Origin of the sequence: Pseudolactococcus hodotermopsidis (assembly GCF_011170085.1) — a bacterium.
Taxonomy (GTDB): Bacteria; Bacillota; Bacilli; order Lactobacillales; family Streptococcaceae; genus Pseudolactococcus; species Pseudolactococcus hodotermopsidis.
Genome location: NZ_BLLI01000002.1, coordinates 47,863 through 65,704, shown reverse-complemented (window position 1 = coordinate 65,704; position 17,842 = coordinate 47,863). Strand labels below are relative to the sequence as shown.

The following is a 17,842-nucleotide window of genomic DNA, read 5'->3' as shown; positions in this document are numbered from 1 at the left end:
GTTTACACTATATTTACAACTCTGTAAACTTAGTGTAAATGCAGTGTAAAGGGAGTGTAAAGATGACAAAAATGATTGTAGGACTTGGTAATCCAGGGGAGAAGTATGCCCATACCAAGCATAATATTGGTTTTGAGGTATTAGATGTTATGGCAGACAAGCTTGGTATCAGTTTTTCTCGTGATAAAACTTTTATTGCTGATACAGCAAGTACTTTTATAAACGGTGAAAAAATCTTGCTTGTCAAACCTGTGACTTTTATGAATGAATCTGGTAAATCAGTCAAGCCATTGCTGGCTTATAATGGCTTAGATACGGAAAATTTGACAGTCGTTTATGATGACCTTGATATGGCAGTTGGGAAACTCAGACTGCGTGAAAAAGGGTCAGCTGGTGGGCATAATGGCATGAAATCGTTATTTTCACATCTTGGCACGCAAGACTTTAAACGCCTTAAAGTTGGGATTGGTCGACCCAAACACGGCATGTCAGTCATCAATCATGTCCTTGCGCGCTTTGACAAGGCAGACTCAGAATTGGCTGAGATTGGTATTTTACGTGCTGCCGATGCTCTGGCTTATTTTATCGAAACAGATGATTTTAACAAAACAGGAAATCAATTTAACGGATGAAATTAATAGACTTACTAGATAAAAATATTGCGCTTAACACTTGGCAACGCGACCTCAATAAACGCTCACGAACCCTTTTAACTGGCTTACAAGGGAGTATCAAAGCCTTAGTCATGGCGACTGCCTATGAAAATAATCCAGACAAATACGTGATTATCACTGACAATCAATATCATGCCAGCGAACTTTACAGTGATTTGTCAGAATTTGTGAGCGAAAACAAGGTTTTTCAGTATTTTTCTGACGATAATGTCTTTGCTGAATTTGCTATTGCGAGTAAAGAGCGATTGGCTTATCGCTTAGAGGCGCTTTCTTTTTTACAGGATGAAAATGCGGTTGGTTTTCTGATCATCCCGATTTTTGCTTTACGCAATTTTTTGCCTAATCCTGATGACTTCAAGCAATTCAATTTGAGTTTTTCGATAGGTGATGAATTTGACGTTGACACGCTTGTCAAGCAACTGTCAACAATTGGTTTTGAAAAAACACAGCGTGTCATGAGTCCTGGAGAATTTTCTAAACGTGGTGATATTTTAGATATTTATCCACTTGATGCCAAAAATCCTGTCAGAATTGAGTTTTTTGGTGACGAAATTGACGGCATTCGACACTTTGATGTTGACAGTCAACTTTCTTTACAACAGATTGACACAATTAAGATAACACCGTCTTCTGACTTTATTTTAACAGCTGATGATTTCAATCGTGGCGCACAATTTTTATCAAATCTAAGTGATTTAGATGAGAAACAAACCTCTTATTTTGCTGAAATTATTGCGGCTGCTAACAATCAGAGTTATCATGCTGATTTGCGCAAATTTAGTGAATTTTTCTATGATAAACAATGGACGTTACTAGATTATTTACCTCAAAATTGTCCGCTTTTCATTGATGATTTTCAAAAAATCAATGAGATGAATCATCGCATGACACAAGAAACGGCGGAATTTACTTTATCAGAAAAATTGCTCAATCGTTCTGTTGACGGAATGACTTATCTAGCTGATACTGGTCATGAACTCCGAAATTACAAGCCTGCTACTTTTTTCTCCAATTTCCAGAAAGGATTAGGTAATCTCAAATTTGATACTTTACATCATTTTAATCAGCATTCAATGCAAGGATTCTTTGGTCAGATGCCTTTACTTGAAACAGAATTGGTTCATCTGCTCAAAATAGAGTACACCATTGTCCTTGCTGTTTCCAAAAATAAACAAACTAAGTTGACAACTGCTTTACAAGACATTGACACGACGTTTACACACTCAACATTAGACAACATACAGGCTAATACCCTAAACATCGTTACGCTTAATCTGAACAATGGCTTTAATTTGCTTGATGAAAAGATTGCAATTATCACCGAAAATGAAATTTTTGGTAAAACGAAAAAACGGCGAACAAAACGGCTAAATATTACCAATGCGGAGCGTTTAAAAGACTATAATGAGCTAGAAGTGGGCGACTATGTTGTGCATCAAACACATGGCATCGGGAAATATCTCGGACTTGAAACGATTGAAATCGCTGGTATGCACCGAGATTATCTGACAATTCAATATCAAAATAATGATACAATTTCAATTCCTGTTGATCAAGTTAATCGCCTAACCAAATACACCGCTGGGGAAGGTAAGCCGCCAAAAGTCAATAAACTTAACGACGGGCGCTGGCGACGAACTGTTGCCAATGTTAGCAAACAAATCGAAGATATTTCCGAAGATTTAATCAAACTTTATGCCAAAAGGGAAAGTCAAAAAGGTTATGCTTTTTCACATGATGATGACAATCAACATGAATTTGATGAGGCTTTTGCCTATATGGAAACAGCCGATCAACTGCGTTCTGTCAAAGAAATCAAGAAAGATATGGAACGTGAGCGCCCAATGGATCGGCTGCTTGTCGGTGATGTTGGTTTCGGGAAAACGGAAGTGGCTATGCGTGCGGCTTTCAAGGCGATTAACGACCATAAACAAGTCGCTATTTTGGTACCAACGACTGTTTTAGCTGAGCAACATTATAACAATTTTCTTGAACGTTTCAACGATTTTGGCGTTAATATTGCCGTTATGTCACGTTTTCAGACCAAAAAAGAGCAGACTGATATTTTAGATAAACTCAAAAAAGACCGCATTGATTTGATCATTGGCACACATCGGTTGCTATCAAAAGATGTCGCCTTTTTCGACCTTGGGTTGATGATTATTGATGAAGAACAGCGATTTGGTGTCAAACACAAAGAACGTTTGAAAGAGTTGAAAACGCAAGTGGATGTCTTGACTTTGACTGCGACACCGATTCCGCGGACTTTACACATGTCAATGATGGGGATTCGTGATTTATCCGTTATTGAAACACCGCCAACTGATCGTTATCCTGTGCAAACTTATGTCATGGAAACTAATTACGGTGTCCTCCGCGATGCTGTTTTGCGTGAAATGTCACGTGGCGGTCAAGTTTTTTACGTTTACAATCGTGTTGACACGATTGAACAAAAAGTGTCGCAAATTGCCGAGATGATTCCCGAGGCACGAGTTGCTGCGATTCACGGGCAAATGAGTGAAATTTACCTTGAAAATACCTTGCTCGATTTTATTAATGGAGAGTATGATGTCCTAGTCTCGACAACAATTATTGAAACTGGTGTTGATATTCCAAACGCCAATACTTTGTTTGTCGAGAATGCCGATCGCATGGGTTTATCTCAGCTCTATCAACTTCGTGGTCGTGTTGGGCGCTCTAATCGTGTCGCTTATGCTTATTTTATGTATCAGCCTGAAAAAGCGCTATCTGATATATCAGAAAAGCGGTTGGAGGCGATTAAAGGCTTTACAGAATTAGGGTCAGGCTTTAAGATCGCCATGCGAGATTTGTCAATTCGTGGCGCTGGCAATCTCTTGGGTGCTGAACAGTCTGGTTTTATTGACTCGATTGGTTTTGATTTATATTCACAGTTATTGGAAGAGGCAGTGAATCAACGGCTTGGCAAAACTAAGAAAATCAAGCAATCAAATACAGAGATTAATTTGGGAATTGATGCTTTTCTGCCATCTGACTACATTTCTGACCAACGCCAGAAAATCGAAATTTACAAACGCATTCGTGAAATTGAAAGTCGTGTTTACTATCAAGATTTACAAGATGAATTGATTGATCGCTTTGGTGAATATCCTGACACGGTTGCTTATTTGCTAGAAATTGGCTTGCTGAAACATTTTGCTGATAATAGTTTGGTTGACAAGATTGACAAAACGCCTGTAAACATCGTTTACACGATGAGTAAAGCTGCTGTCAACGCCTTTATGCCACAGGATTATTTTGATGCTTTGTCAAAAACAAGTTTGAAGGCAAAAATAGGCGAGGAACGTGGCGTGATGATGATTCGCTTTGATTGTCGACGTGTCTCAGAGGCAACTTGTTTTTCTGAAATAATGGCTTTTACTGAACGGTTGAGTCAAATTCGAGATGAAAAGATTGAGAAAAAAGATGAAAATAAATCTGATTAAAGGGGCGGGAATTTTGACATTGGCAGGGTTTTTGTCAAAAATTCTAGCAGCACTTTATCGCTTTCCTTATCAAAATCTAGTGGGTGACCAAGGTTTCTATGCTTTTCAGCAAGTTTACCCTTTTTACTCAATTATCACAACTTTGTCACTTGTCGCTTTGCCTAATTTCTTATCAAGTTTGATTCATTCGTCTGATAAACCGCAGGAAGACATTCGACTTTTTTTTCAGACTTCTCTCATTTTAAGTATTCTGAGTTTTCTTATCCTGTCAATCTTGTGTCAACCATTGGCGAAATTAATGGGCGAAGAAAGATTAGCTCTTCCTTTACTTGCGGCAAGTTTACCTTTACTATTAGTGCCATTTTTATCCCTATATCGCGGGATTGCTCAAGCAAAAAGCGATATGACAAGGACAGCTATTTCACAGATCATAGAACAATTTACGCGTGTTCTGTTAATCATCTGTGCTGCTTTGACGTTTACAAAGTTGTCAACTAACGTTTACACAATTTCATTTTTAGCCATGTTAGGTTCTTTTATCGGTGGCATAGTAGCGTTGATTGAATTGATTTTTTCTAGTCACTTTCGTTTCAAGGGTTTATTTACAGGCTTGACAGATTGGCGAGGCAAAGTTAGTATCATTCAAAAATTTGGCTTTTCTTCAGTCGTGTTTACCTTTTTTATGGTTTACATGCTTATTTTACAGATGATTGATGTTTTTGTCGTTAAAAATGCTTTGACACACTCGGGGATTATCTCTACTCAAGCGGAAATTCTCAAAGGAATTTATGACCGCGGACAACCATTTTTACAACTTGGTTTAGTTGTCACAACGTCTATTTTGACAGATAGCTTGCCGAAAGTGACAAAAGAGGGGCAAATTTCTGACAAAATTACTGATTTCGTCACTTACTTGTCGATTGCTTTGACGGTTGGACTTGTGATTTTACTGCCTGAGATGAATGATGTGCTTTTTAAAAGTCATGCCGAATCTCTTAGTTTGCAGATTTTCGTTTTACAAATTCCTGTGATTTCGATGATTCAACTTGAACATCATGATTTATTTTTAGCTGGTAAAAATAAAACTTCTTTCGTTATTTTATTATTTGGTTTACTTGCTAAATTAGTACTTGTCTATCCTTTATCTTTAAATTTCAGACTTATTGGTGCCTCAATTTCTAATTTAATTAGCTTGATTTTAATCTTGAGTTGTTATCTGATTTATCGTAAAAAATTTCCTAAACAGTTGCTAAATTTAAGGTTTTGGTTGGCAATTTTGACAATGGCTGTTGTCGTTTTAATCGGCAATCATTTTTTGATTTTTAGCGGTCGCATCACACAACTCTTTAAGATTTTTCTTTTGACTTTGGCAGGCTGTACCACATTTTTCAGTATCTTTAAGATGAAGATAAAGGAAATTCTCGGATAGTAAAAAAGAGCCGTAGCTCTTTTTTTAAATACGCTCAATATAAACTTTGTCCGGACCGCCCAGTAAAATCAGATATTTTTCGATATTAGTCAGCTTAAATGCCATGCTTAAGCTCTCGGCGTACAAATTCATCTGCATCTGATAGCGCGTTTTTATCTGTGAAATAGCGTCTGGACTCATGAAATGATCTGTTTTGTAATCAAACAAGAGAATTTTATCATCAAGTTTGATAAAACCGTCGATAATCCCGCGAATCACGTACTGTTCTTTTGATTTTTCATCTGTTTTCAGCATTGAAAATGGTGCCTCACGTTTAATATGAGCCGCATTTTTAATCATCAATTGACCAAAATCTGTCTCAAATAAAGTTAAAACTTTAGCCAAATCAATCTTTGACTTAACTTCCTCTCTGAGCGAAAGTTTTGAAACGGTTTGCCGTAATGTTTCACGTGAAACATTTGAAAAATCTAAATTCTGCATTAGCTCATGCACCGCCGAACCAAGTTCTGTTGGCGAAACTTTTTTGTCTGTTTTCAGAAATTCAAACTGGCTATATTTTTGATGACTACTGACCACGACATCATTTTCTGACATCAAATGTTCATAGCGTTTTTTGATTTGACTTGGCGTTTGAATCGTTGGTAACTGGATACCCGCAGCATATTTTTCATTGAGAATTTCTACTTCATCCAACATCTTTTTAGCTAATTTGACTTCTTCAATCGTCTCCATAGCGCCGTCAATTTTTTGTGAGTCTGCTAACAATTCTTCAAATATTTTGTCTGTTTTCAGATTTGACGGGGTCATATCAGCCAATTCTTCATTAGAAATGAGCTTAAGGGTCATTTTCATCTCAGTTTTATCCGTCATGGCATGATAAATGCCTAAAAGCCAATTCTGATAGCCTTGACTTGACTTTCTGATTGTCTCATCAAGTCTGTCGTTTTCATTAAAAGTGGCATTTTGATACGTCTTAAATTGCCCGTCATCGTCTATTTGGGTCGCATTGACTTTACCAACCATATAAATCTTCTTGACAGCACGTGTTAGAGCAACATAAAGCATGCGCATTTCTTCAGCAAGTCCTTGATATTCCTTTTCCAGAGCGTTTGCAAGATGTGGCAAAGTTGTCATTTTGACAAGCGCGTAGGGAAATTCAGTCTCGATTTCTTGTTTGAAATCTGTTGTAAATTGAATCCCTGCACCATTTTTCCGAGATAAAATCAACTCATTGGTCAAATCTTTGGTGTTAAATTTTTTGCTAAAATTTAACATGAACACGTAAGGAAATTCGAGACCTTTGGACTTGTGAATCGTCATTACCCGCACCGCATTTGATGGCAGCGCAATATTAACAGCTACCAAATCATTTTTAGTAGACAAAAAACTGTCAATCATCTTGATAAATTGAAAAAGTCCTTTATAACCTGACGATTCGTAAGACGCCGCACGTTCTGCCAAGGCTTGCAAATTAGCTTGACGGAGCTGACCATTTTTCATGCCACCAACATAGTCATAATAATGCGTGTCACGGTAAATCTGCCAAATGAGACTGTGTAAACTATCTTGACACGCAAGTTGACACCATTTTTGAAAATAGGCATCAAAACCCTTTAATTTAGCGGTTAGAGAACTGTCAACCAAATCAGATTTTAGACCTTTTCCCTGTAAAGCACGACGATATTTGTCATAAAAAGTTTGATCTGTCGACCCTTGCAAAGCAAGAATCGCTAAATCATTTTCCGTAAAATCAAATAAAGGGGAGTTGAGCAAAGCGACAAAAGAAATATCGAAAAGCGGGTTATCAATGGCGCGCAAAACATCAAGCATGACAAGGACTTCCATAGCTTTTAGATAGTTCATCTTGCCTTCGTCAAGAACGATTGGGATGTCAAAAGACTGCAAAACGCGCTCAATTTCAGCGTTATTTGTCTTACTTCTAACAAGAATGACAATCTCTTCATAATTGACACCTCGGGCAACAAGTTGCTGGATAGCTTGCGCTGTCATGACCAATTCATCTAAAGAGAGCATCTCCTCATCTTCTGATGTAGGAGTTTTCTCATCTTTGTAAATCAAAAGTTCTGCAGTTAAGTCATTTGCCTCCTTTTCTTCAGCAAGTTTTTGATTGCCTACAACGAGTTCTTCTGGTTTACCATAGGTCATTTCACCGATATTTTCATCCATAAGATATTTGAAAACGTTATTGGTAAAGTTGATGACCTCAGGTTTGGAACGAAAATTCTCCTTTAATCTGATGAGTTTGCCATCAGCATTTTCGCATTGATAAGCCTTATATTTTGCCATGAAAAGCGACGGATCTGCCAAACGAAAACCATAAATTGACTGCTTGACATCACCCACCATGAAACGATTGTGACCATTTGACAAAAGTTTAAGCATAGCCTCTTGCAACTGGTTGGTATCTTGATATTCGTCAACCATGACCTCAAAATACTGGGTTTGATAAACCTTGCGTAAAACCTCATTTTCCTGTAAAATTTCGATTGTTAGATGCGTGACATCAGCATATTCCAAACTCGCATTTTTAAGTTTATACGCATGATAACGCCGATAAAACTCTTTGGCAACAAGCTGTAAATCTGCTGTCAACGCTTTTGCTGCTGTATGATATTTTTCAATGATTTCTTGATGCTTAATGCTATCAACAAATTCATCCAACCTGTTTTTATTGACAGAGATAAGCTCTTTTAGCGTTTCTTTTTGTGATTCGAGTACCTCGTCACGATTTTCTTTATTATTGGCATTTGGCACAAACTGAAATTTCATCTCTTTGTAAAGTTTGATAAATTTTTGAAAATTTTTAGCTGTCAAACAATCAATCAAAAACTCATAATTACCTAAAAAATTCTCGGTATTTTCTATCTTTGCTTTACCTGTAATCAAACCAGACGCAAGATTTTCTTGAAGTGCTCTGTAAACTATGTGTAAACTTTCCTGTAAACCAGCTGTAAACCTATCTGGTAAATCAGCATAGGTTTGATAATTTGAAAAGCCTTTGAGAAAGTCATTTTCTAACCAGTCAAGAGGATTTTCCAAACTAACAGCAAAAGTGTTAATTTTATCAAGAACACGATAAAAATTGTCAATTTTACGGTCTGTTGAAAAATTATTCATCACCTTAATAAAGCGTTCTTGGCTAATACTTCCTTTTTCAGACAGATAATCGTCAACCAACTGCTCGAAAATTTCTCGCTTAATCACATCCTGCTCAGTCTTATCCACCAAAAGTCGAAAAGTCGGATCTAAATTTTTAAGATAAAAATTTTCTTTGAGAAATTTCAGTGTAAAGCTATCCATAGTGCCAATATCAGCAGTTGACAAGTCTTGTAAAGCAGTTGTCAACCTCTTTTTTTGTTCAAAATCATTTGTTGTCAGACGTGTTTCACGAATTTTCTTATCCAAACGCATTTTCAACTCAGCCGCCGCTTTAGTGGTAAAAGTTGAGATAAAGAGATTTTTGACTGACACGCCATTCAAAATCAGATAGATAATGCGTTCAGTCATCACAAATGTTTTGCCCGAACCAGCAGAGGCAGAAACGAGAAGATTGATTCCTGTCCGATAAATCGCCTCAATCTGTTCTGGTGTTTTTGGCTGAGCTTTGCCAATCTCTGCGTTTTGTAAAGCTAGAATTTCTTGATTGCTTAAATCACGCATTTTCCTTACCTCCCACAATAATCGCTTTGATTTCATCCCTTGATTTCTGTTTAATTTTCCGTCCAAAGCTCATATGTAAGTCTGATTCAAACCCACAAATAGACTTGAAATGGCAGAACTGACAGCCTTTGACATGATGTTTGACAATGATTGGATTAATCTCAATTTTTCCGTCTAATAATTTTTTACCTGCTTTTTGATACAAGGCCTCATTTCTAGCAATCATAGCTGAAATTTCTGTTTCACTATAAAAATTTTGATTGTTTTGATAAGGCAAACCGTCTTTTTTGAATTGACCAAGATTGAAAATATCATCAAAGTTATCTTTCATTTCAGTTGCCAAATCAGCATTGAAAAAACCTGTGTATTTCATTGATTTTTTCAATTCTTCAGAAATATCAGCAACTGTTTTAAGCGATTTGAGGGCAATCGTTGGATTTTGAAGATGTAAATACAAAGCCCCCCAAATCGTTTGTGATTGGTCAAATTTTCCTGTATTTTTCTGTAAAATATCAAGATAAGTCAAAAATTGCAAACTCGTCCCATCATATGCCGATTGCAAATCAAATTTCTTGTCGCCAGATTTGTAATCAACAGCACCAAGTGTCCCAAAAATCTGATCAACACGATCAATTAGCCCACGAAGTTTGAGCATTTTATTGTCTTTTAAGGCAACTTGATAGGTTTCAAGTCCCGACTTATCAAATCCAAAACCTTGCTCAAATGCCAAAGAATTGATTCCCGAATTACCTAACGTTTGTTTTAAAACAGTCGCTGTCTGCTTAACAATCTCCTGTAATCTCGAATGCGTATAACGACTTGTCGCATCACGTTTGAAAAAAGGCTCGTATTTACTGTCAACTTCCTGTAAACTTTGTGTCAACTTGAAATCAAAATTATCAAGAGTTGTCTCATGATCACGCATCACTTTTTCAAAAACTTCATGAAAATAAGAACCAGAAATTCGAGAATCTAAATCAATTTTTTCAAGCTCTCTAACATGAAGGGTATGCGTTAAAAAATATTGATATTCACAATTATAAAAGTTTTCAAAACTTGACACCGAGGCATTCAAATCTGACGGATAAAGCGCTGAAATAATTGATTTATCCAAATATCTTTCTTGTAATTTATCCGTTTCAACTGCTGACAAAATACGATGATAATCGGAATTTGTCAGCATTATTCTAAACAAACTTGACCAAAATGGGCTATTTTTGTCATCAGATACTGACAATAACTGACGCTCAATTTCACCAAAATTTGACAACAAACCAGCGTAATTACCAATCTGTGAAAGTGTGTCAACTAAGTTGACACCTTGCTTGACAAGTGGTTTAACACCACAATCAATCAGAAATTGTAGATATTGTGATAAATCACTTTGCTCGTTACTGTAAAGCTGCGGTGTTGACAAAATTAATTGTTCAGTTGCTGCATTGAAAAGCTGTAAAGCTGTGAAACTATTTTTCTTATTGTTAATAAAAGCTGGCTCATCAATAAATTTGAAGTTTTCTGATTCGCGTAACTTTTCATTAATCGTTGCACGTTCTTGGTCAGATAATAGACTGAGATTGTGAGCTTTCTTAGGAAAATTTGACTGCGTTAAACCAATCGCAAAAACGTATTTTGCCGCACGTGGTTCAACCAAATCATAAGCTTTCACTTGCACAACATCAACATTTGACGGCACTAAACGGTAAGTCGCATTTTTAATACCAGACGCAATAATATCAAGAAATTCTGTTACAGATAATGTTTCTAAACCAAAAACAGCCGTAAATTCCTCTAAAACAGTCATCAAAAGTTGCCAAACTTCCAAATGTTCAGCTGATTTCTCAAAATTACCTGTTTCTTCTGCTTTACGATAAAGCCGTTCAATCGCCTCTTTAACACCACCAGTTGCCAAAAAAGTTTGGCATTTTTTTAACCAAACTGACCCTTTTTGTTTCTTAGATTCCAAAAAGACTTGTAAAGGAGACCTTTTTCCAACTAAATTTTCTCTTACTTTTTCAGCCGTTTTTTTATCAAATGGTTGATTGAATTGATGACGTCCTCTGATATTTTGCTGTAAACAATAATACTCAAAGTTGTAAACGTCCTGTAAACTTACGTTGCTAGAAGTGTAAAGCTGTGTTTTAAGTAAATTTAGCACATCATTGAGCTGATAACGATTACTTTTGATTGCAAGTAACGTTTCTATTAAAACAATCAGCGGATGATTTTTCATCGCTTTTTCTTGGGCATAGAAAAAAGGAATCTCATAAGTTTTGAAAATTTCTGGTAAGAGAATCGCGTCAGCAGTCACATCACCAAGCAAAACTAATATTTCTTTATACTGAACACCTTGATAAAGAAGTTGTCGAATTTGCTTAGCAACATGTTCAATTTCTTCCTTGTGATTAATAACTTGCCAAATTTCTAATCCTGAATGATTTAATAAGTTATCTGTATCCGAAATCGTAAAATCAGATTCCTTTTCCATTAACGTTGACACTTGTGTAAAGGTATTGTCAACCTCGTTGACACTCTTGTCAACTAGATTGACAGTATATTTTTGGGATAATTCCCAAATCAATTCAACCGATTGCTGATAAACATTTCCCTCAATAAAAGTAGCTGAAAGTGCCTTTTTAGAGGCATAAACACCAATAATAATATCTGAAACGCGACTTGATAAAGCATCAATCAAAGTCATTTCTTCAGCCGAAAAACGTGAATAGCCATCAATAATCAAAACATTGTTTTGTAAAGCAGGTGTCAACTTATCGCTTATAACTTTGTCAATGAACTGTTGCAATTTATTGTCATTTGAAAAATGACCGAGTTGATAATTAAACGCATCAAAAATGACTTTCAATTCTTGATTTTTCTGGCTCGCATTTGCCAAAAGTAAATCATCTGTCGTCAGATTTGAAGTCGTTAATTCTGTGTAAAGTGTGACCAATTGGTCAATAAAACCTTGTTTATCACGCATAAAACGATAGGTTGGTATCGCCTCATCTGACAGATTTTTCAAAGTATAGCGCATCAACATAGCAAGACCAACAGGCGATAAATTTATCAGTTGACTTTCTTGTCCCTTATCAAAATACCAAGGCAATTGTTTGAGTCGCGTAACCGTTAAATCGAACAAAGCGCCGTCATTTCCAGCATTAAAACGCGTCAAAATCTCCTTTTCTTTCTCAAAAGACAAGGATGACGGCACAATATAGAATATTTTTTTAGCGCTAGCCATTAAATCACGCGCCTCATTGACCAAAAAAGCAGTTAAATCGCCATAAATATCAGTGTGGATAATTTTCATATCAAAAATAGACCTCTCGGTCTATTATATCATGTTTTTAGTTGGTACGGACTGGAGTGATGAGTTGCACAAAATCAAGCGTATCGCTTGTTGGTACCAAGGTAAATGGTCGAACACTTGAGATAAAGCGAATCCGAACCTCTGGTTCTTTGATAACTTTGAGCGCATCAATCAAGTACTGGGGATTAAAGGAAATCATCAAGTCCTCGCCATTTTGGGCAAGCGGTGTAATTTCTTCATGAACAGACCCAACTTCTGGTGAATTAACAGTTGCAATAACTTTATCAGCTGTCACGGTTAATTTCACTGTACCGTTTGTCGTTGCATTAGAAAGCAATTTAGCGCGATCCATCGTGTGACGGAGGTTTGATACGTCAAAAGTCAAATTAAGCGTGTAATCAGCTTCTGAGGGAATCAGACGATTAGTATCAGGATAATTTCCTTCAACAAGACGTGTATAGAAAGAAATCGTCTCATTACGGAAAAGAATCTGATTGCTTGAAAAGAAAATATCAAGTTCGTTGTCATCATCTGTGAAAACTGATTTAAAGCTACTAACAGACTTGTTTGGCAACACCAAATCAAAATCTTCGCTAAGTTTATCCAGTGTCATCACGCGTTGACTCATGCGATGTGAATCAGTGGCAACAGATTTAAGTATTTTATTATCTGTTAAGGTCAAATGCAAACCTGTTAAAATGGGACGAGATTCTTGTGTAGATACCGCAAAGGCAGTTTCTGAAAAAATATCTTTAAGCACGCCAGCTTTGATTTTCAAAGGATTTTCAGTCGGCATTTCTTGGAGACGAGGGTACATTTCTACATCTAAGCCTTTAAGTGTAATTTCTGACTGACCAGATGTCAAAACAACTTGATTTTGTTCAATTTCCTTGAAATCAAAGGAAACTTCTGGCAAATTTGTCACGATACTTTCAAAAAAGCTTGCTTCAAGTAAAATGCTACCAGATTCAGTGATTAACATCCCAGCATTTTCATCGTTTTTAGAGAGAAAATTTTCGATAGAAATTTGACCATTTGAACCTGTTAAAGTAATGCCTTCGTTTGAAACGTCAATTTTGATTTTAGAAAGTGTGGGAATAGCTACTTTACTGGAAATAGCTTGTTTCGTAATTCTCAAATTATTGAGAAAAGCGGTTTTATTGATTGAAAAATTAATCATTGAGAGAACTCTTTCTTTTATTATTTAGATAAATATAGTTAGTAATAGTAATAGGGGCTGTTAGGCATGTGGAAAAGTCTTTAAAACCTTATTAGCTTTAAAAAAATGCTTGTGGATAAGATTTAATAAGCTGTGAAGAAGTGTTGAGATTTTCCACAAAAGTCATTTATCTCAAATTTGACTTAATTGTATCCATATCTTTTTGGAGCTGAGTGTCAGTTTTCATTTTTTTGGAAATTTGCGACTGTGCATACATGACTGTCGTATGATCACGCCCACCAAACTCCTTACCAATAGCGGGTAAGCTCTTATTTGTCAGTTCACGTATTAGATACATCGCAATTTGTCGCGGATAAGCAATTTCTTTTGGTCGCTTTTTACTAATCATATCAGCGACTGAAATTTTGTAGAAATTTGCGACTTCTTCTTGGATTTTCTCGGATGAAATATCCTTATCTTGCGTGAGTAGGGTTGATTCTAACGTACTGAGCGCTTTAGCAGCAGTGTCTATATCAATGCTGTCAATACGATTTGTATCGGCATAAAATTTTAAATTTTTCAGCGCTCCCTCTAAATCTCTGACATTTGAATCAATGCGTCCAGCAATATAAGCCAAGGTTTCTGAAGGGACTTTGAGTGACATTTCGTCTACTTTATTGAGCAAAATCGCCATCCGATCTTCGTAGTTTGGCGCTGTGATATCAGTTGTTAAGCCCCAAGAAAAACGAGATTTTAAACGCTCTTCAAATTCATTGAGCTCGCTTGGTGGCCGATCGCTTGAAATGACGATTTGCGCACCTTTGTCATACAAAGTATTGAAAGTTTGGAAAAATTCGTTAATCGTTCCCTCTTTGTCAGCGAAAAATTGCACATCATCAAGGAGTAATAAATCTAAAGTGCGATATTCATCTGTAAATTCTTGCATTTTACCTTTACGACTACTTTGAACATAATCACTTACAAAATTTTCTGATGAGACATATTTGACCCGAGCTTGTGGTGTCGTTTTTAGAATTTCATTACCAATCGCATTCATCAAATGGGTTTTGCCAAGTCCTGGACCACCGTAGATAAAAAGTGGATTATACATACCACCAGGGTCATTAGCAACGGCAATCGCAGCACCTAAAGTCATGCGATTGCCCTCACCTTGAACAAAATTTTCAAAGGTATATTTAGGATTAAGATGACTTTCGAGTTTTGAAGTGATAAAGGTTGCGGTTTCTTGAATTTTTGAAGAAGTAGCTGTTTCATAATCATTGAGATTGATGTCATCAGCTGTGTAAAGAGAAAAGCGAATGGCAACCCTTAGAATTTCAAAACCAGCAGTTTCGATTAAATCACCTTGCTTTTCCCAAAATTGTCGGTGCATGTTATTTTGAATACAAATTTCAGCAGTATTATCTTTGATTTGTAGCAACCTTGCAGGTTCGATAAAAAAATCATAAGTTGCTTGCCCTAAGTTATCTAATGCCAATTCTTTGACACGCGTCCAGAATTTTTTATCTCTGTCACTTAAAATCATTTTGCTCCTTTCTCAAATTTTTCTCTTGTTAATAAATTGTGGCTAAAGAAATTATATCATGTTGGCGGAAAGTTTTCCACATTTTTTGGTAAAAGAAAAAAATAAGTCACATTGCGCATAAGAATTATACACAGGTTTGTGGAAAATGTGGATAAAAATGTTTGATTTTGAAGTTAATCACAAATTTTTTTGTTAAAAAATAGTTAAAGATAAAGGAAAAGTAAAAAGTTAATCACAGATGTGGAAAACTTATACACATCTTGTGTAAATCAGTCAATCTGTGAATAACTCCTGTTGAAATATAAAAATCCACAAACGCATTGTGGATTACTTGTGAGTTAATATGAGGATAAGTCTATTAAGTTCGTCAAGATTGTCATAAGAAATTTCGATTTTTTTGGCTTTAATCGTGACAGGATTTCCGAAAATTTTTGCTAAATTTTCCTCACTTTCTTTAATAAAGATATTTTTGGGCTTACTAACAGTTTTAGCAGGCAGATTAGATAAGATTTTTTCAAGCGTTCGGACAGAAAGTTGTTCGTCAATAATTCGTTTGGCAAGCAGTAATTGATAGTTTGAATTTTCGACACTGACAAGCAATCTTGCATGTGCTTGCGAGAGTTTTTTATCGTCAATCATCTGTAAAATGGTTTCTGGCAAATTCAAAAGTCTTATCAGATTAGTTACGTAAGGTCGTGATTTACCAAGTTTTTTAGCAATTTGGGCATGTGTCAAGGCTTGTTTTGTCGCAAGATTTTGCAAACTTCGTGCCTCATCCAAAACAGTTAAATCATCGCGTTGCAAATTTTCCAAGATTGACAAAGTCATCATTTCATCGTCTGTCAAAATACGGATAATCGCAGGAATTTCACTCAAATCAGCTAATTGTGAAGCGCGAAAACGGCGTTCGCCAGCTAAAATTTCATAACCAATAATACTTGATTTTCTGACAATAATTGGCTGTAAAACACCATTTTCTTTGATAGAATCGCTGAGTTCTTGCAATTTTTTTTCATCAAATGTCACGCGCGGTTGATAAGGATTTTTAACGATGTCCGAAAGTTTTATCAGTTGAATAGTTTCCATATTGCTATTTTATACGCAACTCATTATAAAATCAAGACAAGAATCTTAGTTAATTTTGATGGAGATAAAAAAACAGCCGAAACTGTTTTACAAACGCTTTTGTTTACGTGCCTCATAAAAAGCAACCATCGCCATATTGGAAAAAGGAATGAGCCAAAAATTGACAAAACCATGAGATAAATAATCAAGGAAGTACCAACCGATAAAGGTAAGTTGGAAAAGAAAATATTTAAATTTGTAACCTTTCATGAGTTGATAAGAAGTTGTCAGCACATCCCAAATTCCTTTATAGTCATCATCTTCAAGTTTGTCGTGCAAAACCATAATGGCTTGTGACCAACCAAATGATAAAAGAATGCTCGGAATCCATCCGATGACAATCATCCAGTTTAAAAGATATAAAATAACTTGAGTGGTGATTGTTAAAAGCGCAATTTTACCGAAATAACCGTCATTGAAACAGCGCAAAGTATCTGAAAGAAGCGTGATTTCTTTTTTTTGACCGCGGAAAATGTCAATATAGTTAAAAATTGCCGTGGCAGTGAGAATTGCAATGAGAGTAGAGATAACAAAATTAAGCATTTCATTGATCACAATTGATTGCCAAACAGCTGTGATCTCTTTGAGCATGTCTGATAAAATGTCAGTTTCATAAAATTCTTTCCAGATTCTTTCATTATCAATATCAATGAAGTCGGAAAAAGCCTTCGTTGTAAAAGTTGTTATAATCGTTAGGACAATCGGCACAATAAATAATAGCATTTTTTGAAAAAAATTCTCTTTGAGTGCACGGCGTGCGACAGTTTTGAGTTCAGCACTGGTCATAAAGTTAGTTCTCCTTTTATTTGAACTTTAAGCTAACTTTCCTAGAAAGTTTGTGCCTTTGGCGCATCGCTTTCAGTATCATGTCTTTTAGTTAAGTTTAAAAGACTATAATAGCATTTTTCTCACAAATAATCAAAGTCGTTTTTCTTGCACTACGCTTGAATAAAGACTAAAATAAGCAGTGGGAAAGTAAATTTGGCGAGAAAATTGGCTTAATGCTTTAAAACTAAAAAGTGCTAGGGGTGGTGCTTTTTTTATTTTGGTAAATCTGCTATAATGAATTATACGAAAATAAAAGAGGTAGAGAAATGGGATTAAACTTTGTCATTATAATTGTTCTTTTGGGCGGAACGATGTGGTATATGCAACGTGGTCAGAAAAAAGCTGCGGCACAACGTCAAGAACAACTTGATAACATGAAAATAGGCTCTGAAATTATCACAATCGGTGGTTTGCATGGGATTTTGTCAAGTGTTGATAAGGAAAAAGGAACGATTGAGCTTGATGCTGAAGGCGTGATTTTGACTTTTGATCGTGCAGCTATCAAAACAATCAAACCAGTCGATCATGCAGACGGGCTTGATGCAGTAATTGCAGAGGCGAAAACAGAGACAGTCACTTCTGATGAAACAGTTGCAGTGACAGAAACGCATGATTCACCATTTGAATAA

10 protein-coding genes are annotated in these 17,842 nt (G+C 36.1%); 4 read left to right on the top strand and 6 right to left on the bottom strand.

The genetic code is table 11. The annotated features are described in order from the left end of the window. Positions 1-62: 62 nt before the first annotated feature. Genes pth through Hs30E_RS00730 form a run of 3 tightly spaced genes read left to right on the top strand, consistent with a single transcriptional unit; the run spans position 63 to position 5,567 of the window. Positions 63-632, top strand: coding sequence for an aminoacyl-tRNA hydrolase (pth, locus tag Hs30E_RS00740; protein WP_172207221.1), 570 nt, complete (start codon positions 63-65; stop codon positions 630-632). Beyond that, positions 629-4,138 carry a transcription-repair coupling factor gene (gene mfd, locus Hs30E_RS00735; protein ID WP_172207219.1) on the top strand — a complete coding sequence of 1,170 codons (3,510 nt, stop codon included), beginning with the start codon at positions 629-631 and terminating at the stop codon, positions 4,136-4,138. Before pth ends, mfd begins: the two co-directional genes overlap by 4 nt. Beyond that, positions 4,119-5,567, top strand: a complete 1,449-nt coding sequence (locus Hs30E_RS00730) for an oligosaccharide flippase family protein (protein WP_172207216.1) — start codon at positions 4,119-4,121, stop codon at positions 5,565-5,567. The genes mfd and Hs30E_RS00730 overlap by 20 nt, the downstream gene beginning before the upstream one ends. 24 nt (positions 5,568-5,591) lie before the next feature. On the opposite strand, the gene addA is transcribed toward Hs30E_RS00730, so the two are convergent. The 6 genes from addA to Hs30E_RS00700 all read right to left on the bottom strand — a co-directional run bounded on the left by addA (position 5,592) and on the right by Hs30E_RS00700 (position 17,171). Then, positions 5,592-9,248 carry a helicase-exonuclease AddAB subunit AddA gene (gene addA / locus Hs30E_RS00725; protein WP_172207214.1) on the bottom strand — a complete coding sequence of 1,219 codons (3,657 nt, stop codon included), beginning with the start codon at positions 9,246-9,248 and terminating at the stop codon, positions 5,592-5,594. After that, positions 9,241-12,555, bottom strand: a complete 3,315-nt coding sequence (gene rexB / locus Hs30E_RS00720; protein WP_172207211.1) for an ATP-dependent nuclease subunit B — start codon at positions 12,553-12,555, stop codon at positions 9,241-9,243. The genes addA and rexB overlap by 8 nt, the downstream gene beginning before the upstream one ends. Positions 12,556-12,592: 37 nt before the next feature. Next, entirely contained in the window at positions 12,593-13,735 is a 1,143-nt protein-coding gene (gene dnaN / locus Hs30E_RS00715; RefSeq protein ID WP_172207209.1) for a DNA polymerase III subunit beta, read from the bottom strand. Between the two features lie 166 nt (positions 13,736-13,901). Continuing rightward, a complete protein-coding gene (dnaA, locus tag Hs30E_RS00710; protein ID WP_172207207.1) occupies positions 13,902-15,260 on the bottom strand; it encodes a chromosomal replication initiator protein DnaA in 1,359 nt (452 codons plus the stop codon). Positions 15,261-15,587: 327 nt separating this feature from the next. Further along, complete coding sequence (locus Hs30E_RS00705) at positions 15,588-16,346, bottom strand: ParB/RepB/Spo0J family partition protein (protein WP_172207204.1); 759 nt, start codon at positions 16,344-16,346, stop codon at positions 15,588-15,590. 87 nt (positions 16,347-16,433) lie between these two features. After that, a complete protein-coding gene (locus tag Hs30E_RS00700; RefSeq protein WP_172207202.1) occupies positions 16,434-17,171 on the bottom strand; it encodes a DUF975 family protein in 738 nt (245 codons plus the stop codon). A gap of 308 nt (positions 17,172-17,479) precedes the next feature. Between Hs30E_RS00700 and Hs30E_RS00695 the strand changes: the two genes are divergently transcribed. Continuing rightward, positions 17,480-17,842, top strand: coding sequence for a preprotein translocase subunit YajC (locus Hs30E_RS00695; RefSeq protein ID WP_172207200.1), 363 nt, complete (start codon positions 17,480-17,482; stop codon positions 17,840-17,842).

Coding starts and splice junctions, on each gene's coding strand:
- dnaN (WP_172207209.1), bottom strand. CDS start 13,735: ATGATTAATTTTTCAATCAATAAAACCGCTTTTCTCAATAATTTGAGA.
- addA (WP_172207214.1), bottom strand. CDS start 9,248: ATGCGTGATTTAAGCAATCAAGAAATTCTAGCTTTACAAAACGCAGAG.
- mfd (WP_172207219.1), top strand. CDS start 629: ATGAAATTAATAGACTTACTAGATAAAAATATTGCGCTTAACACTTGG.
- Hs30E_RS00730 (WP_172207216.1), top strand. CDS start 4,119: ATGAAAATAAATCTGATTAAAGGGGCGGGAATTTTGACATTGGCAGGG.
- pth (WP_172207221.1), top strand. CDS start 63: ATGACAAAAATGATTGTAGGACTTGGTAATCCAGGGGAGAAGTATGCC.
- Hs30E_RS00695 (WP_172207200.1), top strand. CDS start 17,480: ATGGGATTAAACTTTGTCATTATAATTGTTCTTTTGGGCGGAACGATG.
- dnaA (WP_172207207.1), bottom strand. CDS start 15,260: ATGATTTTAAGTGACAGAGATAAAAAATTCTGGACGCGTGTCAAAGAA.
- Hs30E_RS00705 (WP_172207204.1), bottom strand. CDS start 16,346: ATGGAAACTATTCAACTGATAAAACTTTCGGACATCGTTAAAAATCCT.
- rexB (WP_172207211.1), bottom strand. CDS start 12,555: ATGAAAATTATCCACACTGATATTTATGGCGATTTAACTGCTTTTTTG.
- Hs30E_RS00700 (WP_172207202.1), bottom strand. CDS start 17,171: ATGACCAGTGCTGAACTCAAAACTGTCGCACGCCGTGCACTCAAAGAG.